The sequence below is a fragment of the Rubricella aquisinus genome, from assembly GCF_014199445.1.
GTDB lineage: Bacteria > Pseudomonadota > Alphaproteobacteria > Rhodobacterales > Rhodobacteraceae > Rubricella > Rubricella aquisinus.
This window is the reverse complement of sequence record NZ_JACIJS010000004.1, coordinates 203322-220237: the sequence shown is the minus strand read 5'-3', so window position 1 is coordinate 220237 and position 16916 is coordinate 203322. Positions and strand designations below refer to the sequence as shown.

Annotated in this window: 23 protein-coding genes; 11 read left to right on the top strand and 12 right to left on the bottom strand. The window is 63.4% G+C overall.

Annotated features, from left to right (window positions below):
* Positions 1-16: 16 nt before the first annotated feature.
* The 3 genes from FHS89_RS07860 to FHS89_RS07850 are packed head-to-tail and all read right to left on the bottom strand — an operon-like array spanning position 17 to position 3698.
* Positions 17-2548 carry an ABC transporter permease gene (locus tag FHS89_RS07860; protein WP_184010334.1) on the bottom strand — a complete coding sequence of 844 codons (2532 nt, stop codon included), beginning with the start codon at positions 2546-2548 and terminating at the stop codon, positions 17-19.
* Positions 2545-3006, bottom strand: a complete 462-nt coding sequence (locus tag FHS89_RS07855; RefSeq protein ID WP_184010331.1) for a GIY-YIG nuclease family protein — start codon at positions 3004-3006, stop codon at positions 2545-2547. The genes FHS89_RS07860 and FHS89_RS07855 overlap by 4 nt, the downstream gene beginning before the upstream one ends.
* On the bottom strand, positions 3003-3698 hold the full coding sequence (locus FHS89_RS07850) for an ABC transporter ATP-binding protein (RefSeq protein ID WP_184010328.1): 696 nt from the start codon (positions 3696-3698) through the stop codon (positions 3003-3005). The genes FHS89_RS07855 and FHS89_RS07850 overlap by 4 nt, the downstream gene beginning before the upstream one ends.
* Between FHS89_RS07850 and FHS89_RS07845 the strand changes: the two genes are divergently transcribed.
* Together FHS89_RS07845 and thpR are read left to right on the top strand one after the other, a co-directional pair.
* Positions 3697-4380, top strand: coding sequence for an arylesterase (locus tag FHS89_RS07845; protein WP_184010325.1), 684 nt, complete (start codon positions 3697-3699; stop codon positions 4378-4380). The two genes, FHS89_RS07850 and FHS89_RS07845, sit on opposite strands and share 2 nt — an antisense overlap.
* A complete protein-coding gene (gene thpR / locus FHS89_RS07840) occupies positions 4380-4940 on the top strand; it encodes an RNA 2',3'-cyclic phosphodiesterase (protein ID WP_184010322.1) in 561 nt (186 codons plus the stop codon). The genes FHS89_RS07845 and thpR overlap by 1 nt, the downstream gene beginning before the upstream one ends.
* Here thpR and FHS89_RS07835 read toward each other — a convergent pair.
* The gene (locus FHS89_RS07835) at positions 4934-5128 is read right to left on the bottom strand and encodes a DUF1127 domain-containing protein (RefSeq protein ID WP_184010319.1); all 195 of its coding nucleotides are present in this window, start codon (positions 5126-5128) and stop codon (positions 4934-4936) included. The two genes, thpR and FHS89_RS07835, sit on opposite strands and share 7 nt — an antisense overlap.
* A gap of 124 nt (positions 5129-5252) precedes the next feature.
* Between FHS89_RS07835 and FHS89_RS07830 the strand changes: the two genes are divergently transcribed.
* On the top strand, positions 5253-6131 hold the full coding sequence (locus tag FHS89_RS07830; protein ID WP_184010316.1) for a LysR family transcriptional regulator: 879 nt from the start codon (positions 5253-5255) through the stop codon (positions 6129-6131).
* A 31-nt stretch (positions 6132-6162) separates the two neighbouring features.
* On the opposite strand, the gene FHS89_RS07825 is transcribed toward FHS89_RS07830, so the two are convergent.
* The gene (locus FHS89_RS07825; protein ID WP_184010313.1) at positions 6163-6525 is read right to left on the bottom strand and encodes a winged helix-turn-helix transcriptional regulator; all 363 of its coding nucleotides are present in this window, start codon (positions 6523-6525) and stop codon (positions 6163-6165) included.
* A gap of 151 nt (positions 6526-6676) precedes the next feature.
* Here FHS89_RS07825 and FHS89_RS07820 point away from each other — a divergent pair, with 151 nt between their 5' ends.
* Entirely contained in the window at positions 6677-7270 is a 594-nt protein-coding gene (locus tag FHS89_RS07820; RefSeq protein ID WP_184010311.1) for a flavodoxin family protein, read from the top strand.
* 133 nt (positions 7271-7403) lie between these two features.
* Here the strand turns inward: FHS89_RS07820 and FHS89_RS07815 are convergent, their stop codons facing one another.
* The gene (locus FHS89_RS07815; RefSeq protein ID WP_184010308.1) at positions 7404-7892 is read right to left on the bottom strand and encodes a hypothetical protein; all 489 of its coding nucleotides are present in this window, start codon (positions 7890-7892) and stop codon (positions 7404-7406) included.
* A gap of 26 nt (positions 7893-7918) precedes the next feature.
* On the bottom strand, positions 7919-8713 hold the full coding sequence (locus FHS89_RS07810) for a YdhR family protein (protein WP_246413671.1): 795 nt from the start codon (positions 8711-8713) through the stop codon (positions 7919-7921).
* A gap of 81 nt (positions 8714-8794) precedes the next feature.
* Here FHS89_RS07810 and FHS89_RS07805 point away from each other — a divergent pair, with 81 nt between their 5' ends.
* Positions 8795-9217, top strand: coding sequence for a winged helix-turn-helix transcriptional regulator (locus tag FHS89_RS07805; RefSeq protein WP_184010304.1), 423 nt, complete (start codon positions 8795-8797; stop codon positions 9215-9217).
* On the opposite strand, the gene FHS89_RS07800 is transcribed toward FHS89_RS07805, so the two are convergent.
* Genes FHS89_RS07800 through FHS89_RS07790 form a run of 3 tightly spaced genes read right to left on the bottom strand, consistent with a single transcriptional unit; the run spans position 9214 to position 10960 of the window.
* Complete coding sequence (locus FHS89_RS07800) at positions 9214-10242, bottom strand: LacI family DNA-binding transcriptional regulator (protein ID WP_184010301.1); 1029 nt, start codon at positions 10240-10242, stop codon at positions 9214-9216. The two genes, FHS89_RS07805 and FHS89_RS07800, sit on opposite strands and share 4 nt — an antisense overlap.
* A 44-nt stretch (positions 10243-10286) precedes the next feature.
* Entirely contained in the window at positions 10287-10640 is a 354-nt protein-coding gene (locus FHS89_RS07795) for an antibiotic biosynthesis monooxygenase family protein (RefSeq protein WP_184010299.1), read from the bottom strand.
* On the bottom strand, positions 10637-10960 hold the full coding sequence (locus FHS89_RS07790; protein WP_184010296.1) for an NIPSNAP family protein: 324 nt from the start codon (positions 10958-10960) through the stop codon (positions 10637-10639). The genes FHS89_RS07795 and FHS89_RS07790 overlap by 4 nt, the downstream gene beginning before the upstream one ends.
* Positions 10961-11035: 75 nt before the next feature.
* Between FHS89_RS07790 and FHS89_RS07785 the strand changes: the two genes are divergently transcribed.
* The gene (locus tag FHS89_RS07785; RefSeq protein ID WP_184010293.1) at positions 11036-11704 is read left to right on the top strand and encodes an ArsR/SmtB family transcription factor; all 669 of its coding nucleotides are present in this window, start codon (positions 11036-11038) and stop codon (positions 11702-11704) included.
* On the opposite strand, the gene FHS89_RS07780 is transcribed toward FHS89_RS07785, so the two are convergent.
* Positions 11701-12870 (bottom strand): pyridoxal phosphate-dependent aminotransferase, encoded by a 1170-nt coding sequence (locus FHS89_RS07780; RefSeq protein WP_184010290.1) that lies wholly within the window; start codon positions 12868-12870, stop codon positions 11701-11703. The two genes, FHS89_RS07785 and FHS89_RS07780, sit on opposite strands and share 4 nt — an antisense overlap.
* Positions 12871-13079: 209 nt before the next feature.
* Between FHS89_RS07780 and FHS89_RS07775 the strand changes: the two genes are divergently transcribed.
* The 4 genes from FHS89_RS07775 (at position 13080) to FHS89_RS07760 (ending at position 15111) form a co-directional block, all read left to right on the top strand.
* Positions 13080-13583, top strand: coding sequence for an EF-hand domain-containing protein (locus tag FHS89_RS07775; protein ID WP_246413669.1), 504 nt, complete (start codon positions 13080-13082; stop codon positions 13581-13583).
* Positions 13584-13657: 74 nt separating this feature from the next.
* Complete coding sequence (locus FHS89_RS07770) at positions 13658-14227, top strand: RNA polymerase sigma factor (RefSeq protein ID WP_425502783.1); 570 nt, start codon at positions 13658-13660, stop codon at positions 14225-14227.
* A complete protein-coding gene (locus tag FHS89_RS07765; protein ID WP_184010285.1) occupies positions 14224-14601 on the top strand; it encodes a hypothetical protein in 378 nt (125 codons plus the stop codon). Before FHS89_RS07770 ends, FHS89_RS07765 begins: the two co-directional genes overlap by 4 nt.
* 3 nt (positions 14602-14604) lie before the next feature.
* Positions 14605-15111: a periplasmic heavy metal sensor gene (locus FHS89_RS07760; protein WP_184010282.1), complete on the top strand. Its 507-nt coding sequence runs from the start codon at positions 14605-14607 to the stop codon at positions 15109-15111.
* Here FHS89_RS07760 and FHS89_RS07755 read toward each other — a convergent pair.
* Positions 15108-16505: a PleD family two-component system response regulator gene (locus FHS89_RS07755; RefSeq protein ID WP_184010279.1), complete on the bottom strand. Its 1398-nt coding sequence runs from the start codon at positions 16503-16505 to the stop codon at positions 15108-15110. The genes FHS89_RS07760 and FHS89_RS07755 overlap by 4 nt on opposite strands.
* Before the next feature lie 128 nt (positions 16506-16633).
* On the opposite strand from FHS89_RS07755, the gene FHS89_RS07750 reads away from it, so the two are divergent.
* On the top strand, positions 16634-16912 hold the full coding sequence (locus FHS89_RS07750) for a DUF3572 domain-containing protein (protein WP_184010276.1): 279 nt from the start codon (positions 16634-16636) through the stop codon (positions 16910-16912).
* The last annotated feature ends 4 nt before the right edge of the window (positions 16913-16916 follow it).

Sequence of the window (16916 nt, the reverse complement as noted above, 5' to 3'; positions counted from 1 at the left end):
GAATTTCCTATCCTGATCAGTCCTGCGCCCGCAAGATACCCGCAGGGCGGATGCTCAGGGGGCGCAGCGCGAAACTCAGGCCCGCGATCAGCGTGGCAAGCGCGCCGCCGATGACGATGGCAATCGCGGAGACAGGCTCGAACCGGTAGGTCGCCTCCATCACGAAGGTCATCACACCCCATCCCGCCAGCGCCCCGGCGAAAATCGCGACAATCCCTGCCGCTGCTCCCAGTATCGCGGAGCGCAGCGCGAAGCTCAGAAGGATACGCCCGCGCGCAGCCCCCAGCGTTTTGAGCACCGCCGCCTCAAACACCCGCGCCCGCTCCCCCGCAGCCGCCGCCCCGATCAGCACGACAAATCCGGTCACCAGCGTGGCCGCCGCGCCATAGGACGTGGCCGCCGCAAGCCCCGCCAGCGCATCGGCCACCCGAGCAATCGCATCGCGCACCCGCACGGCGGTGATATTGGGATAAGAGGTTGCCAAATCACGCAAAAGTGGCGCCTCCGCCGCCTCCTCGGCATAGACGGTGGCGATATGGGTATGGGGTGCGCCCGCCAGCGCGGCAGGGTTCAGCGTCATGATGAAGTTGATGCCCGCGTTGGAGAAGTCGATGACCTGAAAATTCACGATCTCCGCCGTGATGTCGCGGCCAAGGATGTTGACCGTAATCTTATCGCCAAGGGTCAGGCCCAGTTCCAGCGCCTCTTCTTCCGCGAAGCTGACGACGGGCGGCCCGGCGTAATCCTCCGCCCACCATTCACCTTGCGTGATGATCGCCCCATCGCGCGGCGCGGTGGAATAAGTGACCCCCCGGTCACCACGCAGGGTCCAATGATCGCCCGCCACCTCGCGCGCCGGCTGGCCATTGATCCGGGTGATGATGCCGCGCAGCATCGGCGCGGTATCCACCTGATTGACCAGCGGATCGCCCTCTGCTCGCTCAAGGAAACCGGGCAACTGGTCATTCTGGATGTCGATGAAAAAGTAGGACGGCGCGACCTCGGGCAATTCATTCGCGATAGAATTGCGCAGGTTCGAATCGATCTGCCCCACTGCCGCCAGCACCGTCAGGCCAAGGCCAAGAGACAGCACAACGCTCGTCGCCTCCCCGCCCGGACCACCAACAGAGCCAAGCGCCAGGCGCAGCGCGGTCTTGCCGCGCACGGCCTTGGCCCGCGACAGGCGGCGGCTGATCCGGCGCACAAGGAACGCGGACAGCATCAACAGCCCAAGCGCCCCCACGATGCCGCCCGCACTGATCAGCGCGAGTGTGGGGATGCCGGAAAGCCACGCCGCCCCACCGATCAGCATCGCAGCGAGCACGCCCAGCGCGATGAGGTAGATGCCGCGCGGCAACCCCTTCGCCCCGCCGGTCACATCCCGGAACAGGGCAGCGGCGCGGACTTCTTCGGTCCTCGCCAGTGGCCAAAGGGTGAAAATGAGTGCCGTCAGAACACCATAAAGCCCCGCTTCTGCCAACGGGCCGGGATGCACGCCAAACGCCGCCGGAATGGGCAGGCGCGCTTCGATCAAGGGGGCAAAAAGCAGAGGCAGGATCGCGCCCAGCATCAGGCCCAGCGTCACCCCGATCACGGTCAGCACCCCGATCTGGAAGAAATACACCAGAAAAATCGTGCGCCCCTCCGCACCCAGCGTCTTGAGCGTCGCGATCACATGCATCTTTCCGTCAAGATAGGCGCGCACGGCTGCCGATACGCCGACGCCACCAACGGCCAATCCGGCAAGCCCCACAAGCACCAGAAACGCGCCGATCCGGTCCACGAACCGGGCGACACCCGGTGCGCCATTGCGGCTATCGCGCCAGCGCATGCCGTTGTCGCGGAACAACGCCTCCGCCTCCGCCTTGACGTCATCAAGCACCGCACCATCCGGCAGGCGCATCCGGTATCCGGTCTCAAACAGGGTTCCGGTGGTGATCAGGCCCGAGCCGTTCAACCCTTCGGTCGTCACGATCGTGCGGGGGCCAAGGCCAAAGCCGCCGCCCGCGCTATCCGGCTCCGTCACCAGTGCCGCGCGCAGCTCAAATTCCTGCGTGCCAAGGCGGAACGTGTCGCCGGGGGACAGGCCCATCCGGTCCATCAACACCTGTTGCATCACCGCACCCGGCAGATCGCGGGTCGCCAGCGCTTCCTCCAACGGGATCGCAGGGTCGAGCGTGACGGTGCCGTAGAGCGGATAGAGGCTATCGACACCCTTGACCTGCGTCAGTCCGCGTTCAACCACATCGCCGCGATCCACCACCGCCATGGACCGAAAATCCACGATCTCCGAGACCTCAAGCGCGGTCGCGGCCATCCATGCGCGCTCCTCTTCGGTCGCGAAACGGTAGGTGAATTGCATCTCCGCATCGCCACCGAGGATCGCGGCCCCTTCGCGGGTCAAGCCTTCGGAAATGGCCACACGGACGGAGCCGACAGCGGCAATCGCAGCCACCCCCAACGCGATACAAGCAAGGAAAATGCGAAAGCCCTTCAGCCCCCCGCGCAATTCACGCCGGGCGATGCGGGCCGCGATGGCCGCACTCATTGGATATTCCACTTCGGAGACATGACCGAGATTATCCGTTGGCGGATGTCATATGCACGGTCTGGCAATGCTTCAGCCTTAAAATACACTTCGATTTTTGCCCGCTCCTGCACCGCTTTTGTGATCATTGCATTTACGCGAACATACGTCTGGTTCCCCCCTTTATAGCAACTCGCTGGGGAAATATTCCCGATGCCACCATTACCTAGGATTGCCCGAAGGGTCCGCTTTGTCCTCCCTACAAAAACCGGGACGTTGTCTTCTGCGATGATGTAAATGCCAGCCCGTTCTTTCGAGGATATCAGTCCAAACCGACAGAATGGGCCATCACCATAAGGCAATAATGGCCTATCTTGTAACTTGGCCTCTAGGTGTGGGTGATAGAGTACGATGTCACCATCTGGCCCGCGTTCGGGCGTGATCTCCTCCACGAGGTCAAAGCCATCTAACAAACTCATTCCGCAGCCCTCCGCGCTTCATCCGCGTCCACCCGACCATCGCGCAGGCGCACCACGCGGTCGCAGCGCGCGGCCAGTTCCGGGGAATGGGTCACAAGGATCAGGGTCGAGCCGTGCTTGTCCCGCAGGCCAAACAGCACATCCATGATCGCCTCCCCCGTGGCCCCGTCAAGGTTGCCAGTCGGCTCATCCGCGAGCAAAATCTCCGGCCGGGGCGCGGCCGCACGGGCGAGGGCGACGCGCTGCTGCTCCCCCCCCGACATCTGACTTGGATAGTGATCCATCCGCGCACCCAACCCCACGGCGCGCAACTCCTCCTCCGCGCGCTCAAATGCATCGGGCTTGCCTGCCAGTTCCAATGGGGTTGCGACATTTTCCAGCGCGGTCATTGTGGGAATAAGGTGGAAGGATTGGAACACGATGCCCATATGCTCCCTGCGGAAGCGCGCCAGCGCGTCCTCGTTCATCGCCGTCAGGTCATGGCCGAGGGCGTGGATACTGCCACCCGTGGCGCGCTCAAGCCCGCCCATGAGCATAAGGAGAGATGACTTGCCCGACCCGCTTGGCCCGATCAGCCCCAGTGTTTCGCCCTTTGGCACCTCAAGGGAGATGCCGTGGAGGATATCCACCCGCCCGGCATTGCCGTCGAGCGTCAGTTTCGTGTCTTGGAGCGTGAGAACGGGCGCGGTCATGGGGAGTGTCCTGTCTGGGGTCGGTCGGTTTGCATATGGGGCGCGGCGCGGTATCCGCAACCTTGCCACCGTGGCGCTGTTACTCAGTGGTACGCAGGCAATCGCGGAACCGATCACTCTTGCTGCCCTTGGCGATAGTTTGACCCAAGGCTACGGACTGCCGCAGGAGGATGGGTTTGTCCCCAATCTGGAAGCATGGCTGCGCGCGCAGGGCGCGGATGTGGCGGTGATGAATGCGGGCGTCTCGGGCGACACGACCGCAGGCGGGCTGGCGCGGGTCGGGTGGACGCTGACGCCAGAGGTCGATGCGATGATCGTGGCGCTTGGCGGGAATGACCTGTTGCGCGGCATTGATCCGGCGGCAAGCCGCGCAAATCTCGACGGCATCCTGAGAGAGGCTTCGGGGCGCGGCCTGCCGGTGCTGTTGATCGGCCTGCCCGCGCCCGGCAATTATGGGCCGGATTTCCAGCGTGATTTCAACGCGATGTACCCTGAACTGGCCGAAACCTATGACGCGCTTTACGTCGAAAATTTCCTTGGCCCATTGACAGAGGGCGATCAGGCGCAGGCCTTGCGCGAGGACATGCAGGAGGACGGCATCCACCCCAACGCCAACGGTGTGGACAAGATTGTCGCCGCCCTTGGCCCCGTGGTGATGCAACTGGTGGAGCGCGCCCGCTGATGCGCGCGTTCATCGCCCTGCCCTTGCCCGACGCGCTGTTAGAGCCGGTCGCGGCCCTTCAGGATGGGTTGGAGGATGGGCGGGTGGTGCCGGAGGAGGATTTGCACATCACCCTCGCCTTTCTGGGGGAGGTACGCGGCGATGTGATCGCCGATATCGCCGACATGCTGGAGCGGATCGACGCGATGCCGGTGCCGATCACGCTCGATGGTGTGGGGGGATTTGGCGATGATCTGCGCAGCCTGCACCTGCATGTGCAGCCCGCGGGGGAATTGGTCGCACTCGCCGGGAAGGTAAAACGCATCGCGGAGATGGCAGGCACCACCGTCCCGCGCCGCCGCTTCACGCCGCATGTCACGCTATTGCGGCGCACGCCCGGCCCGGTGTCGCCCAACCTCAATCGCTGGATCGCGGACCATGCACATACGAAAATCGGCCCGGAATGGGCCGATGAGGTGGTGCTGTATCAATCTGATCTGACCAAATCCGGGCCGATCTACACCCCGCTGGCCGAAGGCTGGCTGGGTGCTGATCTGCCGCCGGAAATCTGGGATCAGTAATCCCAGAGCGGGCGGGACGCTTCGCGATGGGCCTGCTTTGCAGAGATGCCCAGATCGTCAAGCCGCGCGTCGTCGAGGGCGGCGAGGCGCTGACGCTGCTGCCATACGCTGTGCATATGCATCGCCATGGCGATCAGGGAGAAGCTGGCGAGGGAGGAGATGAGCGGGAGGGAGAGGGCGCGATCCATATCTGATATCCACTTTCTTGATGATTTCGGTTCATTGCATCGTTTATGGTGATGGATGTAGGTGAGTCGCACTCATTCTTCAAATGAATGGTTTTGAAGCAATACATCACGAGGAGTGATTAAAATGCCCCGCAATCTGGATATGACCGCGCTCCGGTCCTTTGTCACCGTGGCCGAATGCGGGGGCGTCACGCGCGCAGCCGGACAGCTTCACCTCACGCAAAGCGCCGTGTCGATGCAGATCAAACGCTTGGAAGAGGCGCTTGGCCAGCCACTGTTTGACAGATCAGGCCGGGGTGTGTCGCTGACGGCACAGGGCGAGCAGCTTTTAGGCTATGGCCGCCGGATCCTCACGCTGAATGATGAAGTGTGGTCACGCATGACCGATCAGGCCTATGAGGGGGAAATCGTGCTGGGCGTGCCCCATGACATCGTCTATCCGCATATCCCGGCGGTTTTGCACCGGTTCGCGGCGGCGTATCCTCGGGTCAAGGTGCAACTCATTTCCAGCTACACGAAGGGGTTGAAGGCGCAGATGGCGCGCGGTGAGGTCGATCTTATCATGACCACCGAAAGTGCCGTGGACCGGGGCGGCGAAACGCTCGCCACCAAAAACCTTGTTTGGGTCGGCGCGCCGGGTGGCACCGCGTGGCGGCAGCGCCCGCTGCGGCTCGCGTTCGAATATGCGTGCATTTTCCGCGCCAGCGTTCAAAGCGCGCTCGATACCGTCGAAATCCCGTGGGAAATGGCGGTCGAGAGCGACTCGACCCGTACCGTCGAGGCGTCCGTCTCCGCCGATCTGGCGGTTCATGCGGCGGTTGGCGGCTCCACGCCTGCGTATATGGAGGAAGTACGGCATGGCGGCGCGCTGCCAGCGCTGCCCGATATCCTCATCAATCTCTATGTTGCCAAAGGGGCCAATCAGACGCTGGCGGCACGGCTCGCCAGTTTCGTGCGGGCGGCTTATGCCACCGAAGGTGGCGTCTCCATGGCGGCGGAGTAACCGCACCCATTCTCAACAGGACGCATCGCGGTCAGCGGGGTGCGTCCTGCGCGCCTAGGGCCTGAAGCCGTGTGCCCACATCGACAATCGCCTGAATAGCGGGCAGCAATTCGCGCCCCAAATCCGTGAGCGTATATTCCACCGATGGTGGGGAGGTCGGCATGACGTGCCGATCCACGATCCCTTGCTCTTCCAACTCGCGCAACCGTTTGGTCAGCACCCGTGCGGTGATCGGCGGGATGTCTCCCTTGAGTTCGGTAAACCGGCGCGGCCCGCCGCTGAGATACCAGATGATGCTTGGCGTCCACGCCCCGCCAATGACGGAGGTGCAGGTCAAAAGCGGGCAGTCCTGCGGCGGTTTCGGGGAATGGTTCTTGCGTTTGCGTAGGGACATGGCGGCTCCTTGGGTATCCGATCGGATACCACAGATTGCTGGTATCCACAAGAAACCTACTATCCAAACATAACTTGATACCTATTTTGCCGTCGTCACCAACGGCGGTCCCGGCCAATCGGGCGGACGCCAAACCAAAATGGAGTTCGAAATGGCAAAAATTGCTATCGTGTATCACAGCGGCTACGGCCATACGGCGGTTCAGGCCGAGGCGGTTCGGCAGGGGGCGAGTGCCGTCGCGGGGGCGGATGTCACCCTGATCCCGGTCGAAGACTATGAGAAAAACTGGGATGTTCTCGACGCGGCGGACGCGATCATCTTTGGCACGCCAACCTATTTCGCCAGCGGTTCGGCACAGTTCAAGGCGTTTCTCGACGCGACGGCGGCGCGCTGGATGGAGGGCCGTTGGGCCAACAAGGTCGCATCGGGCTTCACCAATTCGGCAGGGATGAGCGGGGACAAGCTGTCGACGCTGCAACAGATCAACCTCTTTGCGATGCAGCACGGAATGATCTGGGTCGGGCTGGGGCTGCCGCCGGGCAACCATTCCAGCGAAGGCTCCCCAGAAGACCTCAACCGGCTTGCCGGTTTCATCGGCGCGATGTCGCAGGCGAATGCCGATGTGGGACCGGAAGTCGCCCCTGCCGGGTCTGACCTGCGGACCGCCGAATACCTTGGCCGTCGGGTGAGTGAGGCCGCCGCGCGCTGGGTGACTGGCCAAAGCTATGAGACTGTTTCCATCTGATCGGAGCAGGCTTTGTTGGCTCCCCGTGCTGCGACAGGATCGGCAAGGGGGGCCAATGGGCCGCGTGATCTTTACGATACGAAAAAGGGCGGGGGTCAGGCACACTGACCCCCGCCCTTCTCATTCTAGCAGATCAGCGGCAAATCTCGCCGCTGTAGCGGACCAAGCCTTGCAGGTCATTGGGGTCGCGCAGGTCCACCAATCCGTAGCTGTTGAATTGACCGGAAACCCCTTCAAGCGTGCCACGGGTCGTGCCATCCTGAATGTCATAGGTGATCTCGATCATGTAGCGGCCCGGCTTTTCCGGTACGGCGGTCAGTACGGCCAGATCCTTGGTCAGGAACGCGCCGCCATCGGTGCGCCCGAAATAATGCTCAAGGTCCATCTCCAGCCCCGTTGCGGTTTCCCGCTGGGCCAGAATTTTGCCCGCCGCGTTCTGCACCGTGCCCGTCAGCGCGGCGGAGATGATCATCGGCTGCCCCTCCCCTTCAAAAAAGAAGTTGGGAATACCCACACCGCCAAGCGGGAAGCATTCCTCCGCTTGTGCGGTGGACGCGATGGAAAGGCTGCCCGCAAGCGCCAGAGACAGCGACAGGGCAAGAGTTCGGCCATTCAGTTTCATGTGTTTGATCCTTTGTAAGCTGGGGTTCAGGAATAGTAGGGAGAGTTGAGATACCGGCTTGCCGTCTCGGTCGTGCGGGCGTCGAAAATCCGGGTGTAGAACGCCGCGTTCATCCGCGCCGCCGTTTGCGGGAACGCGTCGATGGCAAAGGCTTTTGCGTTCTCCAGCGTGTCGAACGCATCCAGCCCGCCCAGCGTGTTAGTGTTCACGCCGCTCAGCCATGTTTTCGCGATCAGGCCGGGCGTGGCGCGCAAGAGCGGGTTGCGATCACGCCATGGGGCCTGACCAAACGGCACGTTGACCTGCACTTCGGTATAGACGAACGCGCCCGGCTCCTGCGCCGGCGTATCCCCGAAATGAGGGGATGCAAGGTCAAGGCTGGCCTCTGCCACCACGGTCGCATCGAAAATCCGGCTGGTATGGGCCACGCCAAATCCGCGCGCTTCACCGGGGAAGTAGTCTTTCACGAACCGCTGGGCGTTCTCCACGCTGTCAAAGGCATAAAACCCACCGAGCGACCCTGTACCGAGGCCAGACAGCCATGTCTTGTTCAGGAAACCGGGCTGTTGAAGGATCGCGTCGCTGACGGCGGTCCAGGGGGCATCGTCGAACGGGATGGAAATTTGCACTTCGGTATAGACGAACGCGCCGGGTTGCGGGCGTGCCGGGGCCTCTTGCGCGCCAGCAAAGCCCGGCAAAGAGGCAGCGGCTGCGGTGGCCGCAACAGCCGTCATTGCGTCGCGACGGGTCCAATCGCCCTTGGACGATGTGTCTTTTGGATGGGTCATCGGATGGTTCTCCTGATGTGGGTTACGAGTCATTTCATCAACTTGCGTTTTGCAAGTTGATATGGCCTACGAATTCAACTTGCAAAACGCAAGTGGAAAATTTATCGTTCTCTCATGAGTGCTTCAGATGACAAACGCCCCTCGGGCTGCCCCGTGACCTTTGGATTGGACACCTTTGGTGACCGGTGGACCCTGCTCATCATTCGGGAAATGCTGTTTCGCGGGAAATCGACCTATGGCGAATTCCTTGCCGCGGATGAGGGCATCTCGACCAACATCCTCGCCAATCGGATGAAACAGCTGGAAGCGGACGGCATCGTCGTGAAGCGGCGCGACCCGGATAATTTCCGCAGCTTCCTCTATCAGTTGACGCCGAAAGGATACGATCTGGCCCCGATCCTGATCGAGATCATTCGCTGGAGCGGCCAGTATGACGAGCGCCCCACCAGATTGACGGAGATGTTCGACCGCGTCCAATCCGACCGTAAGGGACTGGAGCAGGAAATCATGGCACGGCGCAGCGAGACCCGCTCCTAGCGGTGACGCGGCGCTCCGGTTTCGTCGAATTGATGCGTCGTGCCCCGCTCGATCAGGCGGCAGGGCAGCACGGCGTCCTCTTTCTCCACCTGCCGCTCTTCTAGCTGGCGGAACAGGATGCGGGCGGTTTCGCGGATCATCGCATCGGCGGGTTGTTCCACGGTGGTCAGGTCATACCCTTTCCAGCCCGATTCCGGCACATTGTCGAAGCCAACGACGGACACTTCGCGCGGGACCACAAGATCAAGCTCATGGCGCAGCACATCAAGCACGGCAAACGCCATGTGGTCATTGCCGACAAACACCGCATCGGGCCGCTCTTTCTGGGTGAACAGCGTGCGCGCGGCTTGAGCGGCTTGCGCGAACGTATAGCCCCCCACCGCGCGGGAATGCAGATGTTTGCCCCCTGCCGCCAATCCTTCAAGAAAGCCGAACTCCCGGTCGCGGTTGGTTGAGCTGTCTTCCGCGCCCGCGATATAGGCGATGCGCTCATGCTGGGCGCGCAGGAACAAATCGGCGACCAGCCGCCCGCCCGCGCGGTTATCCGTGGTCACCGAACTTGCCGGGGAGCCGGGCACATAGCGGTTGAACAACACTACGGGTATCCCCGCCCGCTCGCATTCCTGCGCCAATCCGGTGGAGAGCGTCGCGGAGGCCATGACCACAGCCTCCACCTGATATTGCATCATGTCCTCAACCACCGCGTCCTGATTGCCCGGATCGGTCATGAACAACAGCACGCGATAGCCGCGATCCTGCACCGCGCGGGAAAACTGCTCCAGCACGATGGGGTAGAACTGGTTGTCGAGATAGGCGACCAACAGCGCGATGGTCCGCGACCGTCCGCTGATCATCGCGCGCGCGAGGGCATTGGGGCGGTAGCCCAACTCCCGCGCGGCGGCCTCCACCTTTTCGCGGGTCTTGGCCGAAACGCTCGCACCCGGCGTGAAGGTCCGGCTCACCGCTGATTGCGATACCTTGGCGAGCCGCGCCACATCCCCGGATGTCACTGTTGTTCTGTTCATCCGCTCAGCATAGGCGGCGGGCGGCATATCGGCAAAGCGAAAAGCTAACCGTCACCATCATGGACGCTGCGGCTGTCCGCTGGCGCTTGGTCCCGGTCGTGAAGGCCATAGTCCCGCATGACATGGGCGATCCGCAGGCGGTAATCGTCGAACAGCCCACCGCGCCCTTTCGATTGCGCAGACCGGTGCGCGGCGAGCTTGCGCCACCGCTCAATCGCGGCTTCATCCTCGAAAAAGGACAGGGACAGGAGCTTTCCGGGTGTGGTCAGGCTCTCGAACCGCTCGACGGAGAGGAACCCCTCCACCTCCTCCACCATCGGGCGCATCTGTGCGGCAAGGTCAAGATAGGTGCCGCGTTTCCCATCGGCAGGCGTGACTTCAAAGATGACAGCGATCATGTGGTGGCTCCGTGCGGGGCTGAGGCGAGGGTGTAGAATTGCCGATCCTCCCGGCGGAGGAAACGCTCCTTTTGCGAAAAGAGGTAGTTTTCCCGGCCCACAGGATCATCGGCGAGCCGCGCGCGATAGGCTTCATAAGCGGCAAGCGATGGGATCTGATAGATGCCATAGGCGGTGGTCGTCGTGCCCTCATGCGGCGCAAAATAGCCGATCAGGTCAGCCCCGCAACGCGGGATCGCCTGCCCCCAATTCTGTGCATAGGTGGTGAAGGCGTCCCGTTTGTAAGGGTCGATTTCATAGCGGATGATACAGGTCAGCATCTGGTGTCTCCTTTGTCTTGTGCTGTCCCCTTGTGCACGATTGTGCGGGGCAGATGGTTCGGCTACGGTCGAACCATGAAAGACGGACCGGATATTGCACGCATCGCAGCCCTGATCGGTGATCCGGCGCGCGCCGCGATGCTGACCGCGCTGATGGACGGCGCAGCCCTCACCCCGACCGAACTTGCGGCGGAGGCAGGCGTCACCAAACAGACCGCCAGCGCCCATATCGCCAAGCTGGAGGCCGCGGGCCTCACAGCGCGGGAGGTGCAGGGCCGCCACCATTATCTGCGCCTTGCCGATGGGGACGTGGCCACCGTGCTGGAGGCGCTGATGACCGTGGCGGAGCGGCGCGGTGGGCGGCGCACTCGGCCCGGCCCGGCGGACCCGGCGCTGCGGTATGCGCGCGTCTGCTACGACCACCTCGCCGGGGCGCAGGGCGTGGCCCTTTACGATCATATGCAGCGCAAGGGCTGGATCGCGGATGGCCCCGTCCTGACCGATACCGGGGCGCGGGCGTTCGAGGATTTGGGCGTGGATATCGCCGCGCTCCGGGCCAAGCGCCGCCCGGTCTGCCGCGCCTGTCTGGATTGGAGCGTCAGGCGTCATCACCTTGGCGGCGGGTTGGGACAGGCCGTGTTGACCCGGTTTGAGGAAATGGGCTGGGTCCGGCGCGCGGCGGCAAGCCGCGTCATCACCTTCACCCCGACCGGCAAGACCGCGTTCGCGGCCTTTCTGCGCTAAAGCGCGTCAGCAAAGCGGCGCAGGGTGACGAGCGCCTCGGCAAGGGCCGCATCCTCGACCGTCAGTGCGACGCGCACATGCCCGGCTGCCGCCGCGCCAAAGCCCTCCCCCGGCATGACGGCAATCGCGTGGGTGTCGAGCAATCGCTCGGCAAAGGTGACGCCCGACAGCCCCGTCGCCCGCACATCCAGCATCACATACATCGCCCCCTCCGGCGGAGAGAGGCGCACGGCATTGGCCCCCTCAAAGAGCCGCACCGCCATGTCGCGCCGCGCGGCATAGGTCGCGGTGACTTCCGCGGCGATGGCGTCGCCATGGGTCAGCGCGTGCATGGCCATGTCCTGAGTATAGCCCGGCACGCCATAGGTCGTGGCGATCTGGAATTCCCAGAGCGGCGCGATCACGGCACGCGGCGCGATCATCCATCCCAGACGGGAGCCGGTCATCACATGGCTTTTCGACAGGGAGCCGATGACGATCGTTCGCTCCGCCATGCCGGGCAGGCTGCGCGGGCTGAGATGGGTTTTGCCGTCCCATATCTGGCTGTCATACACCTCGTCAGAGATCAGCCAGAGGTCCTCTTTCCGGCAAATCTCCGCGATACCGTGGAGCGTTTCGGCCGAATACACCGCGCCCGTGGGATTGTTCGGGCTGTTGATCAGAAGGGCGCGCGCGCCTTTCGCGGCCTCGGCCAGCGCGGCAAGGTCAGGCTGAAACCCCCGGTCAGGGTCGGCGGGGCAGATCACGGCGGTGCCGGAGGCCGCGCGGATGGTCAGCGGATAGGTCGCATAATAGGGGTCGATCATCACAACCCGATCACCGGGATCGAGCGTGGCGATCAACGCGGCATAGAGCGCAAATTGCCCACCCGGCGTGACGGTCACCTCCTCGGGCGTCGTCGCGGCCCCCGTGATCCGTGCCGCACGCGCGGCAATCGCGGCGCGCAAGGCAGCAGCACCCGGCACCGGCGCATAGCCGGTGTTCCCCGCGCGGGCGCTTTGCGCCATCTGATCGAGCAGGGCCGCCGGGGTCGTCCGGTCGTGATCCCCGATGGAGAGCATGGTGACGGGCCGCCCCGCCTCTTGCATCGCGCGCGCCCGCTCAAAGATCGCCCATGCGTTTCCGGCGGGATCGGGGAGGGACAACACTCTGTCGGATGGCCGCATTCTGACGCTCCTTCTTGCTCAACCCGTAAGCGGTACGCCCGGCCCGCGCCGGGTTCAACCCCGCCTGGGCCTCCCCCCCTGCGGCGGGGCCATGAAATTTTTTTCGCGCAAATGGCGACGGAACCAAACGCGCCTTGCGTGCAACGCTATGACACGGGCGGAATGGCCGCTCTGTCCTGAGATAGAAAACCCTAGGCAGGAGACCCGCTATGAAAACCACATCCAAGATGACACTCGCCCTGATGACCGCCCTGATGCTGGGCACCGCGTTGCCCAGTATCGCGCAGGAGCGCGGCGCCCGCGCTGGCTTCGATTTTGAAGCCGCTGACACGAATGGCGACGGCTTTGTCACCGCAGAAGAGCTGACCGCGCTGTCCAATGCGCGCTTTGCCGATGCCGACACCAATGGCGATGGCGAATTGAGCGTCGAGGAACTCACCGCTCGCGCGACCGAAGCCGCCGCCGAGCGGGCACAACAGCGCGCGGAACGCGCCATTGAGCGGGGCGACACGGATGGCGACGGCACGTTGTCCGTCGATGAAATCCGGCGCGGCGATCCCAATCGCCTGATCGAGCGTGTCGATGCCGATGGCGATGGCGCAATCAGCACGGCCGAAGCCGAAGCCCATCAGGCCGCGCGCGAAGACCGCCGCGAGGAACGGCAAGAGCGCCGCGAAGAGCGCGGCGGCGAGCGTGGCGGCAACCGCGGCTGATTGATCGCGTGACCCGTTGGCGGATCGTCCCTATCCTGACGATCCGCCCAACCGGAATAAAGATGTGATGAGTGGTGATGACCCCGAACGATCCCTACCCGGATGTCGATGATGACACCCTCGTCGCACGATACGCGATGGGGGATCAATCGGCTGCACGGGCGCTGACCACGCGGCATGCAAGCCGTCTGATCGCGCTGGGATACCGGATGCTGGGCGACCGGGCAGAGGCAGAGGACGTGGCACAGGAGGCATTGATGCGATTGTGGAAAACAGCGGCGGACTGGCAGGCGGGTGGGGCGAAACTCTCGACCTGGCTCTACCGTGTGGCGTCGAACCTGTGCATTGACCGGCTGCGCCGCGCCCGCTCCGAACCGCTGGACGCGGCCCCTGAACAGATTGATGAGGCACCCTCGGTGGAGGCGCGGCTGCAAACGCAAAGCCGTGCGGCGGCACTCCACGCGGCCCTCGCCACCCTGCCCGAGCGGCAGCGGCTCGCCGTCAGCCTGCGGTTTCTGGACGACCTCGCCAATCCTGAGATTGCGGATATCATGGAGCTGAGCGTTGATGCGGTCGAAAGCCTGCTGGCGCGCGGCAAACGGGCACTTGCCGCGCAACTGCGCCCGATGGGAGATGCGTTATGACACGGACACCACAGGATCGGTCAGAGGATGCTTTCCTCGCGGACCTCTTTGCCGAGGAGGCCAGCCCGGCGCCATCCACCCAGTTTCTCGAACGGGTCACGGCGGACGCCGCAGAGGTGGCCGCGGCCCGGCGGGTGATCGTCGCCGCCCCCACGCCAAGGCCGCGGTTCAGCTTCGCGGGATGGTTTCAGGGCATGGGCGGCGCGGTGGCCGCGATGGCCACGGCCATGGTGATCGGGATCGGGGTTGGATATGCCGATCCGGGCGCAATCGCGGGCGGGATCAGCCTCTCCTATTCGGATGAGGGCACTGGCTGGAGCGGGGTCGAGGAATTTGACCTCGACCTTGTCGATACATTCGCGACGGAAGGGTAGAGCATGGGCACCGCATCGCAGAAATGGCTCAAGATTGCGCTGGTCGGATCGGTCTGCGTCAATCTGTTGGTGGTGGGCGTGGTGGCGGGCGCGTTCTTGCGCAATCCCGATAGTGGCGGCACGCCGCCCGCGCCGCCAAGCCTGCGCCAATTGACCCAGAGCCTGCCCGACGCGCGGCGCGATGACCTGCGTCAAGTCCTGCGCAGCCGTCTCGACGGGCAACGGCAAAGCCCGCGGGAGCGGGTGCTGGCCGGGCGCGCTCTGCAACAAGCGCTCTTGAGTGATCCGTTTGATCGGGACGCGATGGACCGGGTGCTGTCAGAGCAGCGCGTGCGGATCAACGCGGTGTTCGATCTGTCGCAATCAGCCCTTCTTGATACGTTGGAGAGCATGACCCTGGCGGAGCGTGAAGCCTATGCGCAAAGCCTGCGGGAGCGTCGCCCCGGCGCGGGCCGCGACGGGCGGGATCGTCGGGAGGACGGAGAGCGCCCCCCGCGTGAGCAGCGTTAAGCCGCGCCCGCGAGTGTGACGCGATTGCGCCCGGCATTCTTGGCCGCGTAAAGCGCGCGATCGGCGGCATCCAGCAATTCCTCTGGATCAAGCTCCTTGCCGGTCGATTCCGCCACGCCAATGCTGACGGTCACCTTCAGGTCGGTGCCATCCGGCAGCAAAAACGGCTGATCACAGATCGCGCGGCGCATCCGTTCCGCCGCGCGGATCGCGGTTTTGAGCCCGGTATCGGGCATGACGAGGCAAAACTCCTCCCCCCCGATCCGGGCCACCAGATCAACGCCGCGCACATTGTCGGTGAGCCGGTTGGCAAATTCGCACAGAACCTTATCCCCAGCGCCATGCCCGAAGCGGTCATTCACCATCTTGAACCGGTCCAGATCCATCACCAGCACGATCAGATTGCCACCGTGATGCCGCCCGTCCTGAAACATGGTGTTGAGGTGGTTGCGCAGATAGCGGCGGTTATGCACGCCGGTCAGCGGATCAATCACGGCAAGCCGTAAGCCATCGCGCACGCTGCTGCGCAACCGGTCAGAGAACACCTTGCGCCGGACCTGCAATCGCAATCGCGCCACCATCTCCATCGGGTCAAAGGGCGCCTGGATATAGTCATTCGCACCCACATCAAGGCCCAGCGCCGCGGTCTGCACATCATCCGCCGCGAGCGTGAGCAGGATGGCAGAGCCGCGTGCGTTGCGATCCGCGCGCAGTTTGGCGATCAGCCGCAGGCCATCTTCGGAGCCAAACACCTCCCGATGGACAACAAGCGCATCGGGCGGATTGATGGCAACCGTATTGAGCACCATCGACATGCTTTGCCCCACCTCAATCACCAGACCCAACCGCTCCCGTGCGGCGGGGATCCATTCAAGGGCCTCGGACGGGTCATGGGGCACGACCATCACGCGCCGCCCCGCCACACGCTCCGCCGTCAGGCCGCGCGACGGGCGTTCCTGCTCCATCGAACTGACCTCAAGGGCCGCACCCGATTCGTCGCGCACACGCAATTCGTCGATCACCAGTTTCATGCGCATCAGGCTGCGCACCCGCGCCAAAAGCGTGACCTCGTCCAAAGGTTTGAGCAAAAAATCATCCGCGCCCGCATCGAGCGCCTGAACTCGCGTTTCAGCCGCCCCGCCTGCCGTGATCATCACAACCGGAATATCGGCTGTGACCGGATCGCGTTTCAGTTTTGCGCACATATCAATGCCGGACATGTCGGGCAGGTTCACGTCCAACAGGATCAGATCGGGCTGAGCACCCCGTGCGATGGTCATGCCCTGCACACCGTTCGAGGCGACCATGACCTCATAATAGGCGGCAGTCAGCTTCGCCTTGATCAGGAATCGGTTAGTCGCCACATCATCGACGATCAGAATGCGCCCCGGCATGTTCTCTCCAAACACACTGCCCCACGAAATCCGAGTGCGGATGACTTGCCGCAGCCCGTTCGGGGAGACTAATACGCATGTGTTAATGACCCGTTTGCAAATTCGGGCGAATTCTCTAGGTAGGCAGAATGAACCAATCCTCCGCAGAAACACTCGCGATCACCGCATTGTCCTGGATGGCGGCGGATGAAGACCGGCTCATGCCCTTCATGGCGCAAACCGGCGTCGGCATTGATGATCTGCGCAACGCGATGGAGCAGCCCGAAATCCTTGGCTTCATTCTGGACTTTCTGTTGCAGGATGAGGCCGCTTTGATCGCGTTTTGCGATGATAAGGGGCTCGATTACATGAAACCGGCACAGGCGCGCGCAGCACTTCCGGGTGGCCAAATTCAGCATTGGACGTGACACG